Raw genomic sequence first — 21946 nt, 5'->3', positions numbered from 1 at the left:
CATTCGCCGGCAGGCACATATTGAGTGGGAGGGGCAACCCAAATACCACATCACGGACTTAAGGAGGTGTGTCTCGTGGCTAAAAAAGTAATCAAGCTTGTGAAATTGCAAATTCCAGCAGGAAAAGCAAATCCAGCACCGCCAGTCGGACCGGCGCTCGGTCAGGCAGGTGTCAATATCATGGGATTCTGTAAAGAATTCAATGCGCGTACATCTGACCAAGCAGGTCTTATTATTCCTGTTGAAATCACTGTATTCGAAGATCGTTCATTTACATTCATCACAAAAACTCCGCCAGCAGCAGTATTGTTGAAGGTTGCAGCTAAAATCCAAAAGGGTTCAGGCGAACCGAACAAAAAGAAAGTTGCTGTCGTGAAACGTGATCAAGTTAAAGAAATTGCTGAACAAAAAATGCAAGATTTGAATGCTGCATCAGTTGAAGCAGCGATGGCAATGGTTGAAGGTACTGCTCGCAGTATGGGAATCACGATCGAAGACTGATCTGAAACCTGATTCATTGTATGTTTTTATGGGGGTTGCGGTTGTTCTGATGAACACGCAACCCTTAATCGTGGGAGGTTTATTCCGCTAAAACCACAATCGAGGAGGAAATATCTGATGGCTAAAAGAGGTAAGAAGTTCGTAGAAGCTGCAAAGCTTGTTGACCGTACAACGGCATACGACTTAACAGAAGCGATCGAACTCGCTAAAAAGACAAGCACAACAAATTTTGATGCAACAGTAGAAGTGGCTTTCCGTCTAGGAATCGATACACGTAAAAACGATCAGCAAATCCGTGGAGCGGTAGTGCTTCCAAACGGAACTGGTAAAACACAGCGTGTACTTGTTTTCGCTAAAGGTGAAAAGCTTAAAGAAGCTGAAGCAGCAGGCGCTGACTTTGCAGGCGACGCTGAATACATCACTAAAATCCAACAAGGATGGTTCGACTTCGATGTAATCGTTGCGACACCTGACATGATGGGTGAAGTTGGTAAAATCGGACGTGTACTCGGACCTAAAGGTCTTATGCCGAACCCGAAAACCGGCACAGTGACATTCGATGTTACAAAAGCGGTTCAAGAAATCAAAGCAGGTAAAGTTGAATATCGTGCGGACAAAGCGGGGATCATCCACGCTCCAATCGGTAAAGTTTCTTTCGATAACGAAAAACTTGCAGAAAACCTTACAACTGTATTTGAAGTAATCCAGAAGGCGAAACCGGCTGCAGCAAAAGGTACTTACATGAAGTCTGTTAACTTAACGACTACAATGGGTCCTGCTGTAAAGATCAACCCTTCTTCAGTAACTGTAAAATAATTAGTTGACATACGCCCTATCGTTTGGTAGGATAACGTTTGTTGCAATATACGATTTGTACCGCAGACAGCAGGAGTGGATTACCACTTAATATTCCTGCCGAGGGACAAGACGCTCTTTTTAACAGTAAAAAGATGACGACTTTCCAACCCTCCGTCTGCCAGTCAGATCGGAGGGTTTTTTATGCATATGGTATAAATGCCCCTACACTTAACAGGAGGTGTCAAGATGAGTAAAGTATTAGAAGCGAAACAAGCAGTAGTAACTGAAATCGCGGACAAGATGAAAGCATCTGCTTCAATGGTCGTTGTTGACTATCGTGGTCTTAACGTTGCGCAAGCAACTGAACTTCGTAAACAACTTCGTGAAGCTGGCGTTGAATTCAAAGTCTACAAAAACTCGATGGCTCGCCGTGCGGCTGAAGCATCAGGCCTTGAAGGGCTTAATGAGCATCTTACAGGACCTAACGCAATTGCGTTTTCAACTGAAGATGTAATCGCACCCGCACGAATCATCAACAACTTCGCTAAAACCAATGAAGCTTTGGAAATCAAAGCTGGTGTCATCGAAGGTGCAATTGCTTCTGTTGAAGAAGTGAAAGCATTGGCGACTCTTCCTTCACGCGAAGGTCTTCTCTCAATGCTACTCAGCGTGCTTCAAGCTCCAATGCGCAACTTCGCATTGGCAACAAAAGCCGTTGCAGACCAAAAAGAAGAACAAGGCGCGTAATATCGCATCTTGACCCATTAGCGAGCTAACTCGCAAAACATACCCATTAGGAGGAACTAAAATGACTAACGAACAAATCTTAGGCGCTATCAAAGAAATGACAGTTCTTGAACTTAACGACCTAGTAAAAGCAATTGAAGAAGAATTCGGCGTAACTGCTGCAGCTCCTGTAGCTATGGCTGGCGCTGGCGCTGGAGAAGCAGCTGCTGAGCAAACTGAATTCGACGTAGTTCTAGCTTCTGCTGGAGACCAAAAAATCAAAGTCATCAAAGTCGTTCGCGAAATCACTGGCCTAGGCTTGAAAGAAGCGAAAGAAGTAGTTGATAACGCACCTAAAGCTATCAAAGAAGGCGTAGAAAAGGCTGAAGCTGAAGAAATCAAAGCTAAGCTTGAAGAAGTAGGCGCTTCTGTAGAAGTTAAGTAATTCGTGAACTGCGAAGAAAAACCGCGTCTTTGTTGACGGGTTTTTCTTCGTTTTTTTTATACCCGGATTTAACAAGTTAACAGTAAGGGGGATTCATGTGGCTGAGCATTACTATTCGAAAAGTCCCGATGTGAAAAGTGAACCGAAGCAATGGCAAACGAACTTGCGTGGAACTAACTTTGTTTTTGTAACAGATGCAGGTGTGTTCAGTAAAGGGGAAGTGGACTTTGGTTCACGTCTACTCATCGATGCATTCCAAGCTCCGGAAATTAAGGGAGACATTCTTGATGTGGGATGTGGATACGGACCGGTAGGACTTTCTATAGCCGCGTTGTTTAAAGAGCGGACGATCCAGATGGTGGATGTGAACGAACGTGCGTTGGCTCTGTCCCGGACCAATTCCCAAAAAAATAATATTGATAACGTTGTAATCTATTCCAGTGATTCGTTAGATGAAGTGGAGACAAAAGAATTTGCTGCAATAGTGACAAATCCTCCGATTCGGGCGGGGAAAGAAACGGTTTTTAAAATTTACGACCAAGCAAGCGAACGCTTAGCAGTCGGCGGCGACCTTTGGGTGGTTATTCAGAAAAAGCAGGGGGCGCCTTCAACTATAGCAAGATTAGAAGGATTATTCGGTAATGCAGAAATTGTGGAGAAAAGCAAGGGGTATTATATTATTAAGTCAAGAAAACATTGACTCCACCTAGGCGTTGTGATAACATTATAAAATGCAACAATAATTATACTGCATTCGTGTGCCTTTTTATGCGTTTGCATAAGTGATGGAAATGTTAGGTATACTGACGTTGGATAAAAGATTGGTAAATCGAAAATGAGCTCTAGCCGGAACTCGTTTTCTTTTTGTTTTTTCGATATCATACACTATTTTTTTGATTTCGAAAAGACTTTTATGAGGTGTTTGGGAATACTTGGCGCTAATTTCAAACCGGCCTGAAATTGCCAGGGTACCAAACCAGCTCTATTAATGTCTTATGAGGGGTGAAAGAGTTGACAAATCACTTAGTTCAGTATGGTCAACACCGTCAGCGCAGAAGTTTCGCGAGAATTAGCGAAGTACTAGATCTGCCGAATCTGATTGAAATTCAGACGGAATCTTATGAGTGGTTTTTGGAAGAAGGACTACGGGAAATGTTCCACGATATTTCTCCTATCCAAGACTTCACCGGAAATCTGTCATTGGAATTTGTCGATTATCAGCTTGGCGAACCTAAATATCCTGTTGATGAGTCAAAGGAACGGGACGTAACATTCGCTGCGCCACTTCGGGTGAAAGTCCGTTTACACAATAAAGAAACCGATGATGTCAAAGAACAAGATGTCTTCATGGGCGATTTCCCGTTGATGACAGAAAATGGAACTTTCATTATTAATGGTGCTGAGCGGGTTATCGTTTCCCAGCTCGTTCGATCACCTAGTGTATATTTCAACGATAAGACAGACAAAAACGGTAAACGCGGGTTTGGCGCAACTGTCATTCCTAACCGTGGTGCATGGCTTGAATACGAAACGGACGCAAAAGATGTAGTCCACGTTCGTATTGACCGTACGCGCAAATTGCCGATCACAGTCCTCTTACGTGCCCTTGGTTTTTCAAGCGATCAGGAGATTATCGATTTAATCGGCGATAATGAATACCTCCGAAACTCTCTTGAAAAAGATAACACGGAAAACTCGGAGAAAGCACTTCTTGAAATATATGAGCGTTTACGTCCGGGTGAACCACCAACTTTAGATAGCGCGAAAAACTTGCTGTTTTCCCGTTTCTTCGATGCGAAGCGCTATGACTTGGCAAACGTCGGTCGCTATAAAATGAATAAAAAGCTCCACCTTCAAAATCGTTTGTTCAACCAAACGATTGCTGAAACTCTTGCGGATCCTGAAACAGGAGAAATCCTGATTGAAAAGGGACAGCTAATTGACCGTCGTATGTTGGACAAATTGCTTCCTTACTTTGAAAAAGGTGTGGGAGTAGAAGATTTGAAGCAAATGGGCGGAGTGTTAGAAGACGACATTCGCATTCAATCTGTAAAAATCTATGCTCCAAAAGGTGAAGAAGGACAAATCATCAATGTCATCTCCAATGGCGTTATTGATGATTCCATCAAGCATGTTACACCTTCGGATATCATTGCTTCCATCAGCTACTTCTTCAACTTGTTACACGGAGTGGGTGACACAGATGACATCGACCACTTAGGAAACAGACGTCTCCGTTCAGTTGGTGAACTTCTGCAAAACCAATTCCGTATCGGTTTGTCCCGTATGGAACGTGTTGTCAAGGAACGTATGTCCATTAATGACACGCAATCGATTGTGCCTCAACAACTGATTAACATCAGACCTGTTATCGCATCTATCAAAGAGTTCTTTGGCAGCTCTCAGCTATCACAGTTCATGGACCAAACGAACCCACTCGCAGAGTTAACGCATAAGCGTAGACTATCTGCACTTGGACCAGGCGGCTTAACACGTGAACGTGCTGGAATGGAAGTACGTGACGTTCACTACTCCCACTACGGCCGTATGTGTCCGATTGAGACGCCGGAGGGGCCGAATATCGGGCTCATTAACACTCTCTCTACATTTGCGAAAGTGAATAAGTTCGGATTTATAGAAACTCCTTACCGGAAAGTGGATCCGGATACCGGACGTGTAACTTCACGTATCGATTATCTGACAGCTGACTTGGAGGACAATTATATTGTCGCTCAAGCCAATGCGCCGCTAAACGATGACGGTACATTCGTCAACGAAGAAGTGGTAGGTCGTTTCCAAGGGGATAACACGGTATTCAAACGCGAACAAATCGATTACATGGACGTTTCTCCTAAACAAGTTGTTTCTGCAGCGACAGCATGTATTCCATTCTTGGAAAACGATGACTCGAACCGCGCGCTAATGGGAGCGAACATGCAACGACAAGCAGTACCTCTTCTAAACCCGAAAGCACCTTTCGTAGGTACGGGAATGGAGCACGTTTCCGCACGTGATTCAGGAGCTGCTGTTGTATCGAAGCACGAAGGGATTGTTGAACATGTCGAAGCGAAAGAAATCCGCGTTCGTCGTATCAACATGGTAGAAGGAAAAGAAGTTAAGGGTGACCTTGACGTCTATCGTCTATCGAACTTCATCCGTTCAAACCAAGGGACTTGTTACAACCAGCGTCCAATTGTCAGTGTCGGTGATCGTGTCTCTAAGAAAGATATTCTCGCAGATGGCCCGTCGATGGAAAAAGGAGAAATGGCTCTTGGTCAAAACATCCTGATTGCTTTCATGACATGGGATGGGTACAACTACGAGGATGCCATTATCATGAGCGAACGTCTTGTTAAAGATGACGTCTTCACTTCTGTCCATATCGAAGAATATGAATCAGATGCTCGTGATACGAAACTTGGGCCAGAAGAAATCACACGTGATATTCCAAACATCGGTGAAGATGCACTTCGCAACTTGGACGACCGTGGGATTATCCGTATAGGTGCTGAAGTTCATGATGGAGACATCTTGGTCGGTAAAGTGACGCCTAAGGGTGTAACTGAACTCACTGCAGAAGAACGTCTTCTACATGCGATTTTCGGTGAAAAAGCACGTGAAGTTCGCGACACATCACTTCGTGTACCTCACGGAGCGGGTGGTATCGTATTGGATGTTAAAGTGTTCAATCGTGAAGATGGCGATGAACTCGCACCTGGCGTAAACCAACTAGTTCGTGTTTACATCGTTCAGAAACGTAAAATCTCTGTCGGAGATAAGATGGCCGGACGTCACGGTAACAAAGGTGTTATTTCCCGGATTCTGCCAGAATCCGATATGCCTTTCATGCCTGACGGAACACCAGTAGATGTCATGCTTAACCCTCTCGGTGTACCATCACGTATGAATATCGGACAGGTACTCGAGATGCACCTTGGGATGGCTGGCCGTACGCTAGGCGTTCACATGGCTTCTCCTGTATTTGACGGCGCGAACGAACAAGACGTTTGGGATACGATGGAGGAAGCGGGAATGGATCGTGACGGAAAGACTGTTCTTTATGACGGTCGTTCCGGAGAAGCGTTCGATAACCGTGTATCTGTCGGAATCATGTACATGATCAAACTTGCCCACATGGTCGATGACAAACTTCATGCCCGTTCTACGGGACCATATTCATTAGTTACGCAACAACCACTTGGTGGTAAAGCCCAGTTCGGCGGACAGCGTTTCGGAGAGATGGAAGTTTGGGCACTCGAGGCATATGGTGCAGCTTATACGCTTCAAGAAATCCTGACAGTGAAATCGGACGATGTCGTGGGTCGAGTGAAAACGTATGAAGCTATTGTTAAAGGTGAAAGTGTTCCTCAACCAGGTGTACCAGAATCCTTTAAAGTTCTAATTAAAGAACTTCAAAGTCTTGGATTGGATGTTAAAATGCTATCCGAAGACTTCGAAGAAATTGAATTACGTGACTTAGAAGAAGACGATGATATGCAGCCAACGGATGCGTTAAACCTTATGAAGGAAGACCAACCGGTCTGATTCGTAAGAGAAAGTTAATAAATGGGGGCACTGTCCCCCTTTTTTAAATGGTATAACAGGGCCAGCAAGTCAGCGACTAGACAAGAGGGAGGTAGGCTCCTTGGTAGATGTTAATAATTTCGAGTATATGAAAATAGGGCTAGCTTCTCCTGATAAGATCCGTTCTTGGTCTTATGGTGAGGTAAAGAAGCCTGAAACAATCAATTACCGTACATTGAAGCCTGAAAAAGATGGGTTGTTCTGTGAGCGTATTTTCGGACCTACAAAGGACTGGGAGTGCCATTGTGGGAAATATAAGCGTGTTCGATATAAAGGTGTCGTTTGTGACCGCTGTGGCGTAGAAGTCACACGTCAGAAAGTTCGCCGTGAACGTATGGGTCACATCGAACTTGCAGCACCAGTCACACACATTTGGTACTTCAAAGGTATTCCTAGTCGAATGGGACTTATTCTGGATATGACACCACGTGCATTAGAAGAAGTTATCTACTTTGCTTCTTATGTCGTTGTCGATCCAGCGGATACGCCGCTTGAGCGCAAGCAATTACTCTCTGAAAAAGAGTACCGGTTGTATCGTGAAAAGTACGGCTCTAAGTTCCAAGCACTTATGGGTGCTGAAGCTATTGAACAACTTCTATCTGCTATAGATTTGGATAAAGAAACAGAGAGCTTGAAGGAAGAGCTTAAGACAGTTCAAGGACAGCGTCGCACACGTGCGATCCGTCGTTTGGAAGTTGTGGAATCATTCCGTAACTCTGGAAATCATCCTGAATGGATGGTTCTTGAAGTGCTTCCAGTTGTTCCGCCTGAGTTACGTCCGATGGTTCAGTTAGATGGTGGTCGTTTTGCGACTTCCGATCTGAATGACCTATATCGCCGAGTGATTAACCGGAACAATCGTCTGAAGCGTCTATTGGATCTTGGTGCGCCGGGAATCATCGTTCAAAACGAGAAACGTATGCTTCAAGAAGCTGTCGATGCTCTCGTTGATAACGGTCGTCGCGGTCGTCCTGTAACTGGACCGGGTAACCGTCCATTGAAATCTCTTTCTCACATGTTGAAAGGTAAGCAAGGACGTTTCCGTCAAAACTTACTTGGTAAACGTGTTGACTACTCCGGTCGTTCTGTAATCGTTGTAGGACCAAACTTGAAGATGTACCAGTGTGGACTTCCGAAAGAGATGGCAATTGAGTTATTCAAACCATTTGTGATGAAAGAACTCGTTGAACGAGGCCTTGCTCATAACATTAAGAGTGCAAAACGTAAAATTGAGCGATTGCATTCGGAAGTATGGGATGTCCTAGAAGAAGTGATCAGGGAACACCCAGTCCTATTGAACCGGGCACCTACACTTCACCGTCTTGGTATCCAGGCGTTTGAACCGATGCTTGTAGAAGGCCGGGCAATTCAGCTTCACCCACTCGTATGTACAGCGTATAACGCCGACTTCGATGGTGACCAAATGGCTGTGCACGTACCTCTATCTGCAGAAGCGCAAGCAGAAGCACGTCTTCTCATGCTGGCTGCACAAAACATCTTGAACCCTAAAGATGGTAAGCCGGTTGTTACGCCTTCACAGGATATGGTATTAGGTAACTACTACTTAACTCTCGAGCGCAGTGGTGTTGTTGGGGAAGGTAAAACGTTCAGTAATGTGAACGAAGCATTAATCGCTTACCAAAACGGACATGTGCATTTGCACTCTCGTATCGCGATTGCAGCCAGCTCCCTCAAGAATCCTACGTTTACAGAGGAACAGAATACTCAATTGCTGATTACGACAGTGGGGAAAGTGATATTTAACGAGATTCTTCCTGAATCGTTCCCATATATCAATGAACCAACTACTCATAATCTGCAAGTCGAAACACCTGCAAAATACTTTGTACCGGGTACTACGGATATTCTTAAACACGTTCAAGCGGCTGAGATCGTTTCACCTTTCAAGAAGACCATTCTTGGGAACATCATTGCGGAGATCTTCCGCAGGTTCCACATCACTGAAACTTCGAAAATGCTTGACCGTATGAAGAATCTTGGTTTCAAATACTCGACACGAGCAGGAATTACGATTGGTATTGCAGATATCGTCGTACTTCCGGATAAGCACGAAATCCTACAAGATGCACAAGCGAAAGTAGATAAAGTGACACAACAGTTCCGTCGCGGTCTGATTACGGACGAAGAACGCTACGATCGTGTTATTTCATATTGGAGCCATGCGAAGGATGTCATTCAGGGTAAATTGATGGACTCTCTTGAGGACACAAACCCGATCTTCATGATGAGTGACTCCGGAGCGCGTGGTAACGCATCTAACTTTACACAGCTTGCAGGTATGCGCGGACTCATGGCCAACCCGGCAGGACGCATCATTGAATTGCCGATCAAGTCATCATTCCGTGAAGGACTTACCGTTCTCGAATACTTCATCTCGACACACGGTGCACGAAAAGGGCTTGCGGATACAGCACTCAAAACTGCTGACTCAGGATATCTTACACGTCGTCTCGTTGACGTTGCACAAGATGTCATCGTTCGTGAAGACGACTGTGGCACAGACCGCGGCTTGGAAATTTCAGCACTCACTGAAGGTGTTGAAGTAATTGAAGCCCTAGATGAGCGTATCGAAGGTCGTCACGCTAAGAAGAGAGTACTTCACCCTGAAACAGGCGAAGTCTTAGTTGAGAAAAATCAGCTTATTACCGCTGATATTGCACAAGCCATAATCGGTGCTGGCATTACTTCTATGTCCATCCGTTCGGCGTTCACTTGTAATACAAAACACGGAGTATGTAAGAAATGTTACGGCATTAACTTAGCAACCGGAGAAGCGGTTGAAGTTGGAGAAGCAGTTGGGATTATTGCGGCTCAGTCAATCGGTGAACCGGGTACACAGCTTACAATGCGTACTTTCCATACAGGCGGTGTAGCAGGAGACGATATTACTCAAGGTCTTCCGCGTATCCAGGAGATCTTCGAGTCACGTAACCCTAAAGGTCAAGCTGTCATTTCACAGATTAAAGGTATCGTTACAGATATCGATGAGATCCGTGAAGGACTGAAAGAAATTACGATTAAAGGTGACGTGGAGACACGTAAATACCTTGCTCCATACAATGGTCGTTTGAAAGTTGATGTAGGAGATGAAATTGAACGCGGTCAAGCACTGACTGAAGGTTCGATTGATCCGAAAGAATTGATTGTTGTAAAAGACGTTTCAACTGTTCAGGAATACCTTTTGAAAGAAGTTCAGAAAGTATACCGGATGCAGGGTGTTGAAATCGGGGATAAGCACGTTGAAGTCATGGTCCGTCAAATGATGCGTAAAGTCCGCGTCATTGAAGCTGGTGATACAGACTTGCTGCCAGGTTCATTACTCGACATCCATCAGTTTGCGGATGCCAACAGAAAAGTTCTTAAAACCAACAAACTACCAGCGACAGCGCGTCCTGTAATCCTTGGTATTACAAAAGCGTCGCTAGAAACAGAATCATTCCTTTCTGCCGCATCATTCCAGGAAACAACTCGCGTATTGACGGATGCAGCCATCAAAGGTAAAACAGATGATCTTCTCGGATTGAAAGAGAATGTTATTATCGGTAAACTCATTCCAGCAGGAACGGGTATGCAACGTTATCGTGGAATTGAAATGGATCGTGATGAGGAAGTAGAACAAGACGCAGTACCAGCAGAGTGATGAAACTTAAAACGGGAGGAAAAACCTCCTCCCGTTTTTCTTTTTACTGTTGACATGGAGTCTTGCAGATGGTACTATACAAAAGGTTGATAGTTGAATGTCTGTACTTTGGAGGATGACATTTATGTCTTATGATAAAGTCACTCAGGCAAAGAAGCTGATCATCGGTACAAAGCAAGCGGTGAAAACGATTCGTCTGAATAAGGCGCATGAAGTCTTCATTGCACAAGATGCAGATGAGCGGGTAACCACTCCTGCAATTGAAGAAGCAGCTCGTCAAGGAGTCCTGTTAACATATGTTGATTCTCGGGACGAACTTGGAAAAGCATGTGGCATTCAAGTAGCTGCATCAGTGGTCGTCATCACTGATTAACGGTTTTTGCACAAAGAAATGTGCAAAGCCTTTGTTTTTACCCAAAAAATGAACCACCTGGATGTGTGGTCTTAAAAAGAAGTTGGAAGGAGGAAAAACCGATGCCTACAATTAACCAATTGGTCCGCAAACCTCGCCAGTCGAAGTCTAGCGGTTCAAAAGCTCCGGCACTTGGAAAAACGTATAACAGTTTCAAAAAGTCAATGACAAATGTCAACTCGCCACAAAAACGAGGTGTCTGCACACGTGTGGGCACAATGACTCCGAAGAAGCCGAACTCGGCTCTTCGTAAATATGCTCGTGTTCGTTTGACAAACACATTGGAAGTTAATGCTTATATCCCTGGTGAAGGCCACAACCTTCAAGAGCACAGTGTTGTTCTAATCCGCGGAGGAAAAGTAAAAGACTTACCAGGTGTTCGTTACCACATCGTTCGTGGTGCACTTGATACTGCTGGTGTTACTGGCCGTATGCAAAGTCGCTCACACTACGGTGCGAAAAAGCCAAAAGAGAAAAAATAATAAAATAGCAACTATTTTGAAAGGAGGAACACCCCATGCCTCGTAAAGGTCCAGTTGCAAAACGTGACGTTTTGCCAGATCCGATTTATAATTCGAAGCTTGTCAGCCGCCTCATCAACAAAATGATGGTAGACGGTAAAAAAGGTACTTCTCAGAAAATTTTATACGGTGCGTTCGAACTTGTTAAAGAACGCTCTGGAAATGATCCGATCGAAGTATTCGAAGCAGCACTTAATAATGTAATGCCAGTTCTTGAAGTTCGTGCACGCCGTGTAGGTGGAGCTAACTATCAAGTACCAGTTGAAGTTCGTCCTGAGCGACGTACGACTCTTGGTCTCCGTTACCTCGTGAACTATTCACGTACTCGTGGTGAAAAGACAATGGAAGAACGTCTTGCGAACGAAATCCTTGATGCATCAAACAACACAGGCGCATCTGTTAAGCGTCGTGAAGAAATGCACAAGATGGCAGAAGCGAACAAAGCATTCGCTCACTACCGCTGGTAAAATCCACTCGTTCATCAATTCGTTATTCCTATATGGAAGGAGCAATACAAAATGGGTAGAGAGTTCTCCTTAGAGAATACTCGTAACATTGGTATCATGGCTCACATCGATGCTGGTAAAACAACAACGACTGAGCGGATCCTTTATTACACAGGTCGTATCCACAAAATCGGAGAAACGCACGAAGGTGCGTCTCAGATGGACTGGATGGAGCAGGAGCAAGAGCGTGGAATCACAATCACTTCGGCTGCGACAACAGCAAGCTGGAAAGGCCACCGTGTAAATATCATCGATACTCCTGGACACGTAGACTTCACAGTTGAAGTTGAACGTTCACTACGAGTACTTGATGGTGCTGTAACGGTACTTGATGCACAATCAGGTGTTGAACCACAGACTGAAACAGTTTGGCGTCAAGCGACAACATACGGCGTTCCGCGTATCGTATTTGTCAACAAAATGGACAAAACGGGAGCTGACTTCCTTTACTCGGTAGGCACACTCCACGAACGTCTTCAAGCGAATGCTCACCCAATCCAATTACCAATTGGTGCGGAAGATGACTTTTCAGCGATCATCGACCTAGTCGAAATGAAAGCTAACTTCTATCCGGATGATACTGGAATGAACGTTGAAGTTGGAGAGATTCCTGAAGAATACCGCGCGGATGCGGAAAAAGCTCGCGAACGTTTGGTTGAAGCTATTGTAGATTTCGATGAAGTCCTCATGGAAAAATACCTTGGCGGAGAAGAACTTACAGTCGACGAACTTAAAAATGCAATCCGTAAAGCAACATTGGCTGTAGAATTCTACCCAGTTGTTTGTGGTACTGCTTTCAAAAACAAAGGAGTTCAACTCGTACTAGATGCTGTCATCGACTACTTGCCAGCTCCGACTGATTTACCACCAATGATGGGTGTCAACCCTGAAACTGAACTAGAAGAAGTGCGTGAAGCTAGCGATGAAGCACCATTCTCTGCTCTTGCGTTCAAAGTTATGACTGACCCTTATGTCGGTAAACTTACATTCTTCCGTGTTTACTCAGGTGTCTTGCAGTCGGGTTCTTATATCAAGAACTCTTCAAAAGACAAGCGTGAGCGTGTAGGTCGTATCCTACAAATGCACGCAAATCACCGTGAAGAAATTTCCGAAGTTCACGCAGGGGAAATTGCTGCTGCTGTAGGACTTAAAGATACAGGAACTGGGGATACGCTATGTGACGACAAAGCGTTGATCATTCTTGAATCTATGGAATTCCCTGAGCCGGTTATCTCTGTTGCGATCGAGCCGAAAACAAAGGCTGACCAAGACAAGATGGGACAAGCTCTTGGTAAACTTCAAGAAGAAGATCCAACGTTCCGTGCACACACTGACCAGGAAACTGGCGAAGTCATTATCGCGGGTATGGGTGAGCTCCACTTGGATATCATCGTTGACCGTTTGAGACGTGAATTCAAAGTGGAAGCAAACGTTGGTGCTCCTCAAGTATCGTATCGTGAAACGTTCCGCAAAGGTGCTGAAGTCGAAGGTAAATTCGTACGTCAGTCTGGTGGACGTGGACAATTCGGACACGTTTGGATCGAATTCGAACCGAACGAAGAGGGCGCAGGATTTGAATTCAAGAACAACATCGTTGGTGGAGTTGTTCCTCGTGAATACATTCCAGCAATCGAAGCGGGTGTGCGTGACTCCCTTAATAACGGTGTCCTTGCAGGTTATCCATTGATCGACATCAAGGCTCGTCTATTCGACGGTTCTTACCATGATGTTGACTCAAACGAAATGGCCTTCAAAATCGCAGCATCTATGGCTTTGAAAAATGCAGTAGCGAAATGTGATCCGGTACTTCTTGAGCCTACAATGAAAGTTGAAGTCATCATCCCAGACGAATACATGGGAGATATTATGGGTGACATCACTTCTCGTCGTGGACGCGTAGAAGGAATGGACGCACGCGGTAATGCACAAGTCGTTCGTGCAATGGTTCCTTTGGCAGAAATGTTCGGTTATGCGACATCTCTCCGTTCGAACACGCAAGGACGCGGCGTATTCTCAATGACTTTCGACCACTACGAAGAAGTGCCGAAGTCAATTGCTGAAGAAGTCATCAAGAAAAATAAAGGCCAATAATTGAAATTTGGCTATAAATCAAGTATAACTACCTTGTAAGCTATGGAAACGGAGGTCGCGCGGCCTTCGCTCCATATCTATAAAACTAAAATCATACTCAATTTAGAGGAGGAACTCCAAATGGCTAAAGAAAAATTCGATCGTTCCAAAACACATGCTAACGTTGGTACAATCGGTCACGTTGACCATGGTAAAACAACTTTGACTGCTGCAATCGCAACAGTACTTGCAAAGCGCGGTGGCGGAGAAGCGCGTTCATACGCTGACGTTGATAACGCACCAGAAGAAAAAGAGCGTGGTATCACAATCAATACTTCACACGTTGAATACGAAACAGCAACTCGTCACTACGCACACGTTGACTGCCCAGGACACGCCGACTATGTTAAAAACATGATCACAGGCGCTGCTCAAATGGACGGCGGAATCCTAGTTGTATCTGCAGCTGACGGCCCAATGCCACAAACTCGTGAGCACATCCTTCTTTCACGTCAAGTAGGTGTACCTTACTTGGTAGTCTTCATGAACAAATGTGACATGGTAGACGACGAAGAACTTCTTGAGCTTGTTGAAATGGAAATTCGTGATCTTCTTTCTGAATACGACTTCCCTGGCGATGACATCCCTGTTATCAAAGGTTCAGCACTTAAAGCACTTGAAGGCGAAGAAGCATGGGAAGAAAAAATCGTTGAACTTATGGATGCGGTTGATAGCTATATCCCAACTCCAGAGCGCGACACTGACAAGCCATTCATGATGCCTGTCGAGGATGTATTCTCAATCACTGGACGTGGTACAGTTGCAACTGGCCGTGTTGAGCGTGGACAAGTTAAAGTCGGCGACACTGTTGACATCATCGGTTTGACTGACGAGCCTAAATCTACAACTGTAACAGGTGTAGAAATGTTCCGTAAGCTTCTTGACTATGCAGAAGCTGGCGACAACATCGGAGCATTGCTTCGTGGTGTAGCACGTGAAGACATCGAGCGTGGACAAGTACTTGCTAAGCCAGGTACTATCACGCCGCACACAAACTTCAAGTCTGAAGTTTATGTTCTATCAAAAGAAGAGGGTGGACGTCACACTCCATTCTTCTCAAACTACCGCCCACAGTTCTACTTCCGTACAACTGACGTAACTGGAATCATCTCTCTTCCAGAAGGCGTAGAAATGGTTATGCCTGGCGATAACGTTGAAATGACAATTGAACTGATCTCTCCAATCGCGATTGAAGAAGGTACTAAATTCTCAATCCGTGAAGGTGGACGTACAGTTGGAGCTGGCGTTGTAGCTACAATCGAAAAGTAAAACCTTAAACCCGCCCTTGTGGCGGGTTTTTTAGTGAGTAAAACAAGAAAGCAACATTTTTGATAAATTCCATGGAAAAGCGCTCATAAGCCCCGAGAACCGCTCATAAACCGAGGAAAGCGCTCATAAACTTTGAGAACCGCTCATAAACCGAGGAAAGCGCTCATAAACACTGAGAACCGCTCATAAATCATGGAAAGCGCTCATAAACTCCGAGAACCGCTCATAAATCATGGAAAGCGCTCATAAACTCCGAGAACCGCTCATAAATCGTGGAAAGCGCTCATAAACCCCGAGAACCGCTCATAAATCGTGGAAAGCGCTCATAAACCCCGAGAACCGCTCATAAACCGAGGAAAGCGCTCATAAACTCCCCGGAACCGCTCACAAACCATGCCACCATTCCTAACGCTCACCAGCCCACTCACTCCCTAGCGCACGGCAGCATCCATATGTCAACACACACTTCCCAGCCATACGGAATGCACTTAACCGAACAAAACCAAATGATGTACTTCACGATGCTCAGCTTTTTCCGTCTATTTGGAGATGATGATGCACTCGTTCGCTGAACGAACCGACAAATGCATATTAAGAAACAATAACTTGCAATCTCGATAATCAACTTGAAACTTACCTAACTTAAATACCTTTCTAAAAACTAACCTACTTGAAAACAATAACAACAAATTAGTTGCATCTGTCGGCATTTCGTTCTATACTATAAAAGTTGTTAAAGAATATCGCTAAACCTATTGCGACATTCTTTTTTTATGTGTATAATGTTTAGTGTTGGTCTTTGACTGCGATGAAGCGGGAGGTTACCGACACACCCGGCCGCTTTGCCATGGCATGTGTGTGGGAAAATTTCCGTGGAGAATGTCTAGAAAATAGGCGAGAAGGAGGGAAAATAATGGCAAAACAAAAGATTCGTATTCGTTTAAAAGCTTATGATCACCGTGTGCTTGATCAATCAGCTGAAAAGATTGTTGAAACTGCAAAGCGTTCCGGAGCTAGTGTCTCAGGTCCGATTCCATTGCCGACAGAACGTTCTGTGTACACAATTCTTCGTGCGGTCCACAAATACAAGGACTCACGTGAGCAGTTTGAAATGCGTACTCACAAGCGTCTGATCGATATCGTCAATCCGACACCACAAACTGTTGACGCATTGATGAAGCTTGACTTACCATCTGGCGTAGACATTGAAATCAAACTTTAATGGCAAACTATAATACTAAAAACAAATTAATCAGGAGGTGTGACAAATGACCAAAGGAATCTTAGGAAGAAAAGTCGGTATGACGCAAATCTTTGCTGAAAACGGCGATTTGATCCCCGTAACTGTAATTGCAGCTGCTCCAAACGTTGTTCTTCAAAAGAAGACAATCGAAACAGACGGCTACGAAGCAATCCAGCTCGGATTCGAAGACAAACGCGAGAAGCTTTCCAACAAACCAGAGATGGGGCACGTTGCAAAAGCGGAAACGACACCTAAGCGCTTCATTCGCGAATTCCGCGGAGTCGACGTAGCTGGGTACGAAGTTGGTCAGGAAGTCAAAGTCGATACATTCGCAGAAGGCGAAATCATCGATATCACAGGAGTATCAAAAGGTAAAGGTTTCCAAGGTGTCATTAAGCGCCACGGTTTCTCACGTGGACCAATGAGCCACGGATCTCGTCACCATCGTGCACCGGGTTCAATCGGATCGGTTGATGCTCAACGTGTATTCAAAGGTAAAAAAATGCCAGGCCGTATGGGTGGCAAAACAGTAACAATCCAAAACCTTGAAATTGTACGAGTTGACACAGAGCGCAACTTGCTACTAGTAAAAGGTAACGTTCCAGGTTCACGTAAATCACTTGTAGAAGTGAAAAGCGCGATTAAAGGGAACTAATTAACGAAGGAAGGAGGAAACACTAATGCCAAAAGTATCCGTAGTGAATCAAACAGGATCTGCAGCAGGCGAAATCGAATTGAATGAACTTGTATTCGGAATTGAGCCGAATGAAGCAGTCCTATTCGAAGCATTGGTTCAACAACGTGCGTCATTGCGTCAAGGGAACCACAAAGTAAAATCACGCGCTGAAGTAGCTGGCGGTGGTCGTAAACCATGGCGTCAAAAAGGGACAGGTCGTGCTCGTCAGGGCTCAATCAGATCTCCACAATGGCGTGGAGGCGGTATCGTCTTCGGACCAACACCACGTAGCTACAGCTACAAGTTACCGAAGAAAGTCCGTCGTCTTGCTCTTCGTTCAGCTTTATCTTCAAAAGTACGTGACGAAGAATTGGTAGTATTGGAAGCTTTGACTTTCGATGCACCAAAGACAAAAGAATTCACGAAAGTGCTGAAAGACTTGTCAATCAGCAAAAAAGCATTATTCGTAACTGCTGACCTCGATGAAACAGTAGCATTGTCTGCTCGTAACATCCCAGGAATCAGTGTCGTTACAGCTAACGGTATCAACGTTCTAGATCTAGTTGGTCACGATCAACTAATCGTAACTAAAGATGCTGTCAAAAAAATCGAGGAGGTGCTTGGTTAATGGAAGCACGTGATGTATTGAAGCGTCCGGTCATTACCGAGCGATCTTCTGAAGCGATGGAATTCAACAAGTACACTTTCGAAGTTGACACGCGTGCAAACAAAACGCACATCAAACAAGCTGTCGAAGAAATCTTCGGAGTAACAGTGGAAAAAGTGAACGTCCAGAATTACAAAGGTAAATTCAAGCGCATGGGTAAACATGCTGGTTACACTAACAAACGCCGTAAAGCGATTGTTACACTAACTGCTGATTCTAAAGACATCGAACTATTCGAGATCTAATCACAATAAACGAAGGAGGGAATACCAATGGCGATTAAGAAATACAAACCTACCTCCAACGGACGCCGTAACATGACGACTTCAGATTTCGCTGAAATCACTGCAAGCAAGCCGGAAAAATCATTGCTTCAGCCAGTCAAGCGTAAAGGCGGCCGTAACAACCAAGGTAGGATTACAGTTCGTCACCAAGGTGGAGGCCACAAGCGCCAATACCGTGTCATCGACTTCCAACGCCGGAAAGATGGCATACCAGGACGCGTTGCTACGATCGAATACGATCCGAACCGTTCTGCTAACATCGCATTGATCAACTATGCTGATGGAGAAAAACGTTACATCTTAGCTCCTAAAGGATTGACAGTTGGAACGACAATCATGTCAGGACCTGAAGCGGACATCCGTGTAGGGAACGCGCTTCCTCTTGAAAACATCCCTATGGGTTCTACAATCCACAACATCGAGATGAAGCCTGGTAAAGGCGGACAATTAGTTCGTTCAGCTGGTACATCTGCACAATTGCTAGGCCGTGAAGGCAAATATGTCATCATTCGTCTGCAATCTGGTGAAGTTCGCATGATTTTGTCAGCTTGCCGTGCTACAATCGGTCAAGTTGGTAACGAACAACACGAACTCATCAACATCGGTAAAGCAGGACGTTCACGCTGGATGGGTAAACGCCCAACTGTACGTGGATCTGTCATGAACCCGAACGATCACCCACACGGTGGTGGTGAAGGACGTACTCCAATCGGTCGTCCAAGCCCAGTTACACCTTGGGGCAAGCCAACTCTTGGTTACAAAACTCGTTCTAAGAGAAACAAATCCGACAAACTTATCGTTCGTCGTCGCAAAAAATAATGTGATTGCACTGCGGTTCAATGATTGGGCCGTAGTACGAACACAAAGGGAGGTAACGAAATGGGCCGCAGCTTGAAAAAAGGACCTTTCGCAGATGATCATTTGCTTAAAAAGGTCGATGCTCAAAAAGATGCACAAAAGAAGCAAGTCATTAAGACTTGGTCACGTCGCTCTACAGTATTCCCATCCTTCATCGGATTGACAATCGCTGTATATGACGGACGCAAACACGTACCTGTCTACATCACTGAAGACATGGTCGGCCACAAATTAGGTGAGTTCGCACCTACCCGTACTTACAGAGGCCATGGTGCCGATGATAAGAAAACGAAACGCTAATTGAGAGGAGGAATTTCTGATGCAACAAGCTAAAGCATCTGCGCGCACAGTCCGTATTGCTCCTCGTAAAGTCCGATTAGTCGTTGATCTTATCCGGGGCAAGAAAATCGGTGAAGCTGTCGCGATTCTACGTTTGACGCCAAAAGCGGCATCTCCAGTCGTAGAAAAAGTATTGAATTCAGCTATCGCTAATGCTGAGCACAACTACGAAATGGATCTAGAGAACCTAATTGTTAGCGAAGTATTCGTTGATGAAGGTCCTACTATGAAACGTTTCCGTCCACGTGCGCAAGGCCGTGCGAGCGCGATTAACAAACGCACAAGCCACATCACTGTAGTGGTATCTGAAAAGAAGGAGGGATAATTCGTGGGTCAAAAAGTACATCCTAACGGTCTGCGGGTCGGTATAATTCGTGACTGGGATTCGAAATGGTATGCAGAAAAAGACTATGCGACTCTCTTGCACGAAGACCTTAAAATCCGCAAATACATCGAAACACGTCTAGTAGATGCTTCAGTTTCTAAAGTAGAAATCGAACGCGCTGCGAAAAAAGTAAACATCACAATTCACACAGCTAAGCCTGGTATGGTTATCGGTAAAGGTGGTACTGAAGTCGAAGCACTTCGTAAACAGCTTAACGAAATCTCTGGCAAGCGTGTACACATTAACATCGTTGAAATTAAGCGTGCTGATCTTGACGCGAAATTGGTTGCAGAATCAATCGCTCGTCAACTAGAAAGCCGCGTATCATTCCGCCGCGCACAAAAGCAGGCAATCCAACGTACAATCCGTTCTGGAGCAAAGGGTATCAAAACTCAAGTATCCGGACGTCTTGGTGGAGCCGACATCGCGCGTGCAGAACACTACAGCGAAGGAACTGTCCCACTTCATACACTTCGTGCAGATATCGATTATGCACATGCTGAAGCTGATACGACATACGGTAAACTTGGTGTTAAAGTATGGATCTATCGTGGAGAAGTCCTTCCAGTGAAGAAGAACTCTGGGGAAGGAGGCAACTAATCATGTTAGTACCAAAGCGAGTAAAACATCGTCGTGTATTCCGCGGCAAAATGCGCGGACAGACAAAAGGCGGCGCAACGGTTCAATTCGGTGAGTTCGGCCTTCAGTCTCTTGAGGCTGCATGGATCACGAATCGTCAAATCGAATCAGCACGTATCGCAATGACACGTTACATGAAACGTGGCGGTAAAGTATGGATCAATATTTTCCCACACAAATCGTATACTAAGAAGCCTCTCGAAGTTCGAATGGGTTCTGGTAAAGGTGCTGTAGAGGGATGGGTAGCAGTAGTAAAACCTGGCCGAGTTATGTTTGAAATCGCAGGCGTCTCTGAAGAAGTCGCTCGTGAAGCACTCCGCCTTGCAGCGCACAAACTTCCTGTTAAGTGTAAGTTTGTAAAACGTGAAGAAATTGGTGGTGAATCTAATGAAAGCTAATGAAATCCGTGACTTGACAACTGCAGAGATCGAGCAAAAAGTGAAATCACTGAAAGAAGAGCTTTTCAACCTTCGCTTCCAGTTAGCGACAGGACAATTAGAAAACACTGCACGCATCCGTGAAGTACGCAAATCGATTGCGCGCATGAAAACAGTAATACGTCAAAGAGAAATCAGTGCAAATAACTGATGAAGGAGGTTGCAGCCATGACTGAGCGTAACCAACGCAAAGTATACACAGGCCGAGTTGTATCCGACAAAATGGACAAAACGGTAACGGTAATGGTAGAAACACACAAAAAGCATTCTTTGTATGGCAAGCGTGTAAAGTATTCAAAAAAATATAAAGCACATGATGAAATGAACGAAGCTAAGATTGGCGATGTAGTCCGTATTATGGAAACTCGTCCGTTGTCAGCTACAAAGCGTTTCCGCCTTCTTGAAGTAGTCGAAAAAGCGGTCATCATCTAATAACGTTCGGTACACAGTATCCGAGGGGAGGTAACCAAATTGATTCAACAGGAATCCCGCATGAAAGTCGCAGATAACTCTGGCGCACGTGAAGTGCTTACAATTAAAGTTCTTGGCGGTTCAGGCCGTAAAGTTGCGAACATCGGCGACGTTGTCGTTGTTACAGTTAAGAAAGCAACACCAGGTGGCGTTGTTAAGAAGGGTGAAGTCGTTAAAGCGGTTATCGTTCGTACTAAGAGCGGTATGCGTCGTAAAGACGGATCTTATATCACATTCGATGAGAATGCTTGTGTCATCATTCGTGACGACAAGAGTCCTCGTGGAACACGTATTTTCGGACCAGTTGCACGCGAATTGCGCGACAGCAACTTCATGAAAATCATTTCTCTTGCTCCAGAAGTACTTTAATTAAGAGCAGTGCCAATCAAGGAGG

At 44.9% G+C, this 21946-nt stretch carries 24 protein-coding genes and 1 other annotated feature; all 24 genes read left to right on the top strand.

Annotated elements, in window-relative coordinates; translation table 11 throughout:
• Positions 1-75 precede the first annotated feature (75 nt).
• The 24 genes from rplK (at position 76) to rplN (ending at position 21921) form a co-directional block, all read left to right on the top strand.
• Positions 76-501 carry a 50S ribosomal protein L11 gene (gene rplK / locus H9659_RS04245; protein WP_025782829.1) on the top strand — a complete coding sequence of 142 codons (426 nt, stop codon included), beginning with the start codon at positions 76-78 and terminating at the stop codon, positions 499-501.
• Between the two features lie 117 nt (positions 502-618).
• The gene (gene rplA, locus H9659_RS04240; protein WP_191688688.1) at positions 619-1317 is read left to right on the top strand and encodes a 50S ribosomal protein L1; all 699 of its coding nucleotides are present in this window, start codon (positions 619-621) and stop codon (positions 1315-1317) included.
• Between the two features lie 42 nt (positions 1318-1359).
• Positions 1360-1510, top strand: a sequence feature (ribosomal protein L10 leader region).
• Between the two features lie 35 nt (positions 1511-1545).
• A complete protein-coding gene (rplJ, locus tag H9659_RS04235; protein WP_191688687.1) occupies positions 1546-2046 on the top strand; it encodes a 50S ribosomal protein L10 in 501 nt (166 codons plus the stop codon).
• A gap of 61 nt (positions 2047-2107) precedes the next feature.
• Positions 2108-2470: a 50S ribosomal protein L7/L12 gene (gene rplL, locus H9659_RS04230; protein ID WP_191688686.1), complete on the top strand. Its 363-nt coding sequence runs from the start codon at positions 2108-2110 to the stop codon at positions 2468-2470.
• A 97-nt stretch (positions 2471-2567) separates the two neighbouring features.
• Entirely contained in the window at positions 2568-3170 is a 603-nt protein-coding gene (locus tag H9659_RS04225) for a class I SAM-dependent methyltransferase (RefSeq protein WP_191688685.1), read from the top strand.
• Positions 3171-3472: 302 nt separating this feature from the next.
• Complete coding sequence (gene rpoB / locus H9659_RS04220; protein WP_191688684.1) at positions 3473-7015, top strand: DNA-directed RNA polymerase subunit beta; 3543 nt, start codon at positions 3473-3475, stop codon at positions 7013-7015.
• Positions 7016-7115: 100 nt separating this feature from the next.
• Positions 7116-10715 (top strand): DNA-directed RNA polymerase subunit beta', encoded by a 3600-nt coding sequence (rpoC, locus tag H9659_RS04215; RefSeq protein WP_191688683.1) that lies wholly within the window; start codon positions 7116-7118, stop codon positions 10713-10715.
• Positions 10716-10839: 124 nt separating this feature from the next.
• Positions 10840-11088, top strand: coding sequence for a ribosomal L7Ae/L30e/S12e/Gadd45 family protein (locus H9659_RS04210; RefSeq protein ID WP_191688682.1), 249 nt, complete (start codon positions 10840-10842; stop codon positions 11086-11088).
• Between the two features lie 101 nt (positions 11089-11189).
• Complete coding sequence (gene rpsL, locus H9659_RS04205; RefSeq protein ID WP_191688681.1) at positions 11190-11609, top strand: 30S ribosomal protein S12; 420 nt, start codon at positions 11190-11192, stop codon at positions 11607-11609.
• Between the two features lie 35 nt (positions 11610-11644).
• Positions 11645-12115: a 30S ribosomal protein S7 gene (gene rpsG / locus H9659_RS04200; protein ID WP_025782820.1), complete on the top strand. Its 471-nt coding sequence runs from the start codon at positions 11645-11647 to the stop codon at positions 12113-12115.
• A 51-nt stretch (positions 12116-12166) separates the two neighbouring features.
• Complete coding sequence (fusA, locus tag H9659_RS04195) at positions 12167-14245, top strand: elongation factor G (RefSeq protein WP_191688680.1); 2079 nt, start codon at positions 12167-12169, stop codon at positions 14243-14245.
• A gap of 120 nt (positions 14246-14365) precedes the next feature.
• Positions 14366-15553 carry an elongation factor Tu gene (gene tuf, locus H9659_RS04190; protein WP_191688679.1) on the top strand — a complete coding sequence of 396 codons (1188 nt, stop codon included), beginning with the start codon at positions 14366-14368 and terminating at the stop codon, positions 15551-15553.
• 913 nt (positions 15554-16466) lie between these two features.
• Positions 16467-16775, top strand: a complete 309-nt coding sequence (gene rpsJ / locus H9659_RS04185; RefSeq protein WP_025783865.1) for a 30S ribosomal protein S10 — start codon at positions 16467-16469, stop codon at positions 16773-16775.
• 46 nt (positions 16776-16821) lie between these two features.
• Positions 16822-17451, top strand: a complete 630-nt coding sequence (gene rplC, locus H9659_RS04180) for a 50S ribosomal protein L3 (RefSeq protein ID WP_191688678.1) — start codon at positions 16822-16824, stop codon at positions 17449-17451.
• Positions 17452-17476: 25 nt separating this feature from the next.
• Complete coding sequence (gene rplD, locus H9659_RS04175; RefSeq protein ID WP_191688677.1) at positions 17477-18100, top strand: 50S ribosomal protein L4; 624 nt, start codon at positions 17477-17479, stop codon at positions 18098-18100.
• Entirely contained in the window at positions 18100-18384 is a 285-nt protein-coding gene (gene rplW / locus H9659_RS04170; RefSeq protein WP_191688676.1) for a 50S ribosomal protein L23, read from the top strand. The genes rplD and rplW overlap by 1 nt, the downstream gene beginning before the upstream one ends.
• A gap of 27 nt (positions 18385-18411) precedes the next feature.
• Complete coding sequence (gene rplB, locus H9659_RS04165) at positions 18412-19242, top strand: 50S ribosomal protein L2 (protein WP_116018340.1); 831 nt, start codon at positions 18412-18414, stop codon at positions 19240-19242.
• A 60-nt stretch (positions 19243-19302) separates the two neighbouring features.
• Positions 19303-19581 carry a 30S ribosomal protein S19 gene (gene rpsS, locus H9659_RS04160; RefSeq protein WP_191688675.1) on the top strand — a complete coding sequence of 93 codons (279 nt, stop codon included), beginning with the start codon at positions 19303-19305 and terminating at the stop codon, positions 19579-19581.
• Positions 19582-19600: 19 nt separating this feature from the next.
• Positions 19601-19945 (top strand): 50S ribosomal protein L22, encoded by a 345-nt coding sequence (gene rplV / locus H9659_RS04155; RefSeq protein WP_191688674.1) that lies wholly within the window; start codon positions 19601-19603, stop codon positions 19943-19945.
• Between the two features lie 3 nt (positions 19946-19948).
• On the top strand, positions 19949-20605 hold the full coding sequence (gene rpsC / locus H9659_RS04150) for a 30S ribosomal protein S3 (protein ID WP_116018334.1): 657 nt from the start codon (positions 19949-19951) through the stop codon (positions 20603-20605).
• A gap of 2 nt (positions 20606-20607) precedes the next feature.
• The gene (gene rplP / locus H9659_RS04145) at positions 20608-21042 is read left to right on the top strand and encodes a 50S ribosomal protein L16 (RefSeq protein WP_025783857.1); all 435 of its coding nucleotides are present in this window, start codon (positions 20608-20610) and stop codon (positions 21040-21042) included.
• The gene (rpmC, locus tag H9659_RS04140) at positions 21032-21232 is read left to right on the top strand and encodes a 50S ribosomal protein L29 (protein ID WP_025783856.1); all 201 of its coding nucleotides are present in this window, start codon (positions 21032-21034) and stop codon (positions 21230-21232) included. Before rplP ends, rpmC begins: the two co-directional genes overlap by 11 nt.
• Before the next feature lie 17 nt (positions 21233-21249).
• Positions 21250-21513: a 30S ribosomal protein S17 gene (gene rpsQ / locus H9659_RS04135; protein WP_025783855.1), complete on the top strand. Its 264-nt coding sequence runs from the start codon at positions 21250-21252 to the stop codon at positions 21511-21513.
• 39 nt (positions 21514-21552) lie between these two features.
• Positions 21553-21921 carry a 50S ribosomal protein L14 gene (rplN, locus tag H9659_RS04130; protein ID WP_025783854.1) on the top strand — a complete coding sequence of 123 codons (369 nt, stop codon included), beginning with the start codon at positions 21553-21555 and terminating at the stop codon, positions 21919-21921.
• The last annotated feature ends 25 nt before the right edge of the window (positions 21922-21946 follow it).

Origin of the sequence: Sporosarcina gallistercoris (assembly GCF_014836415.1) — a bacterium.
Classification (GTDB): Bacteria; Bacillota; Bacilli; order Bacillales_A; family Planococcaceae; genus Sporosarcina; species Sporosarcina gallistercoris.
This window is presented reverse-complemented; position numbering and strand designations above follow the sequence as displayed.

What these genes read in the sequence shown, in the direction of transcription:
- rplD (WP_191688677.1), top strand. Translation starts at nt 17,477, where the DNA reads ATGCCAAAAGTATCCGTAGTGAATCAAACAGGATCTGCAGCAGGCGAA.
- rpsS (WP_191688675.1), top strand. Translation starts at nt 19,303, where the DNA reads ATGGGCCGCAGCTTGAAAAAAGGACCTTTCGCAGATGATCATTTGCTT.
- rplV (WP_191688674.1), top strand. Translation starts at nt 19,601, where the DNA reads ATGCAACAAGCTAAAGCATCTGCGCGCACAGTCCGTATTGCTCCTCGT.
- rpsQ (WP_025783855.1), top strand. Translation starts at nt 21,250, where the DNA reads ATGACTGAGCGTAACCAACGCAAAGTATACACAGGCCGAGTTGTATCC.
- tuf (WP_191688679.1), top strand. Translation starts at nt 14,366, where the DNA reads ATGGCTAAAGAAAAATTCGATCGTTCCAAAACACATGCTAACGTTGGT.
- rpsL (WP_191688681.1), top strand. Translation starts at nt 11,190, where the DNA reads ATGCCTACAATTAACCAATTGGTCCGCAAACCTCGCCAGTCGAAGTCT.
- rpsG (WP_025782820.1), top strand. Translation starts at nt 11,645, where the DNA reads ATGCCTCGTAAAGGTCCAGTTGCAAAACGTGACGTTTTGCCAGATCCG.
- rpsJ (WP_025783865.1), top strand. Translation starts at nt 16,467, where the DNA reads ATGGCAAAACAAAAGATTCGTATTCGTTTAAAAGCTTATGATCACCGT.
- rplP (WP_025783857.1), top strand. Translation starts at nt 20,608, where the DNA reads ATGTTAGTACCAAAGCGAGTAAAACATCGTCGTGTATTCCGCGGCAAA.
- fusA (WP_191688680.1), top strand. Translation starts at nt 12,167, where the DNA reads ATGGGTAGAGAGTTCTCCTTAGAGAATACTCGTAACATTGGTATCATG.
- rpmC (WP_025783856.1), top strand. Translation starts at nt 21,032, where the DNA reads ATGAAAGCTAATGAAATCCGTGACTTGACAACTGCAGAGATCGAGCAA.
- rplA (WP_191688688.1), top strand. Translation starts at nt 619, where the DNA reads ATGGCTAAAAGAGGTAAGAAGTTCGTAGAAGCTGCAAAGCTTGTTGAC.
- rplL (WP_191688686.1), top strand. Translation starts at nt 2,108, where the DNA reads ATGACTAACGAACAAATCTTAGGCGCTATCAAAGAAATGACAGTTCTT.
- H9659_RS04210 (WP_191688682.1), top strand. Translation starts at nt 10,840, where the DNA reads ATGTCTTATGATAAAGTCACTCAGGCAAAGAAGCTGATCATCGGTACA.
- rplC (WP_191688678.1), top strand. Translation starts at nt 16,822, where the DNA reads ATGACCAAAGGAATCTTAGGAAGAAAAGTCGGTATGACGCAAATCTTT.
- rplJ (WP_191688687.1), top strand. Translation starts at nt 1,546, where the DNA reads ATGAGTAAAGTATTAGAAGCGAAACAAGCAGTAGTAACTGAAATCGCG.
- rplB (WP_116018340.1), top strand. Translation starts at nt 18,412, where the DNA reads ATGGCGATTAAGAAATACAAACCTACCTCCAACGGACGCCGTAACATG.
- rplW (WP_191688676.1), top strand. Translation starts at nt 18,100, where the DNA reads ATGGAAGCACGTGATGTATTGAAGCGTCCGGTCATTACCGAGCGATCT.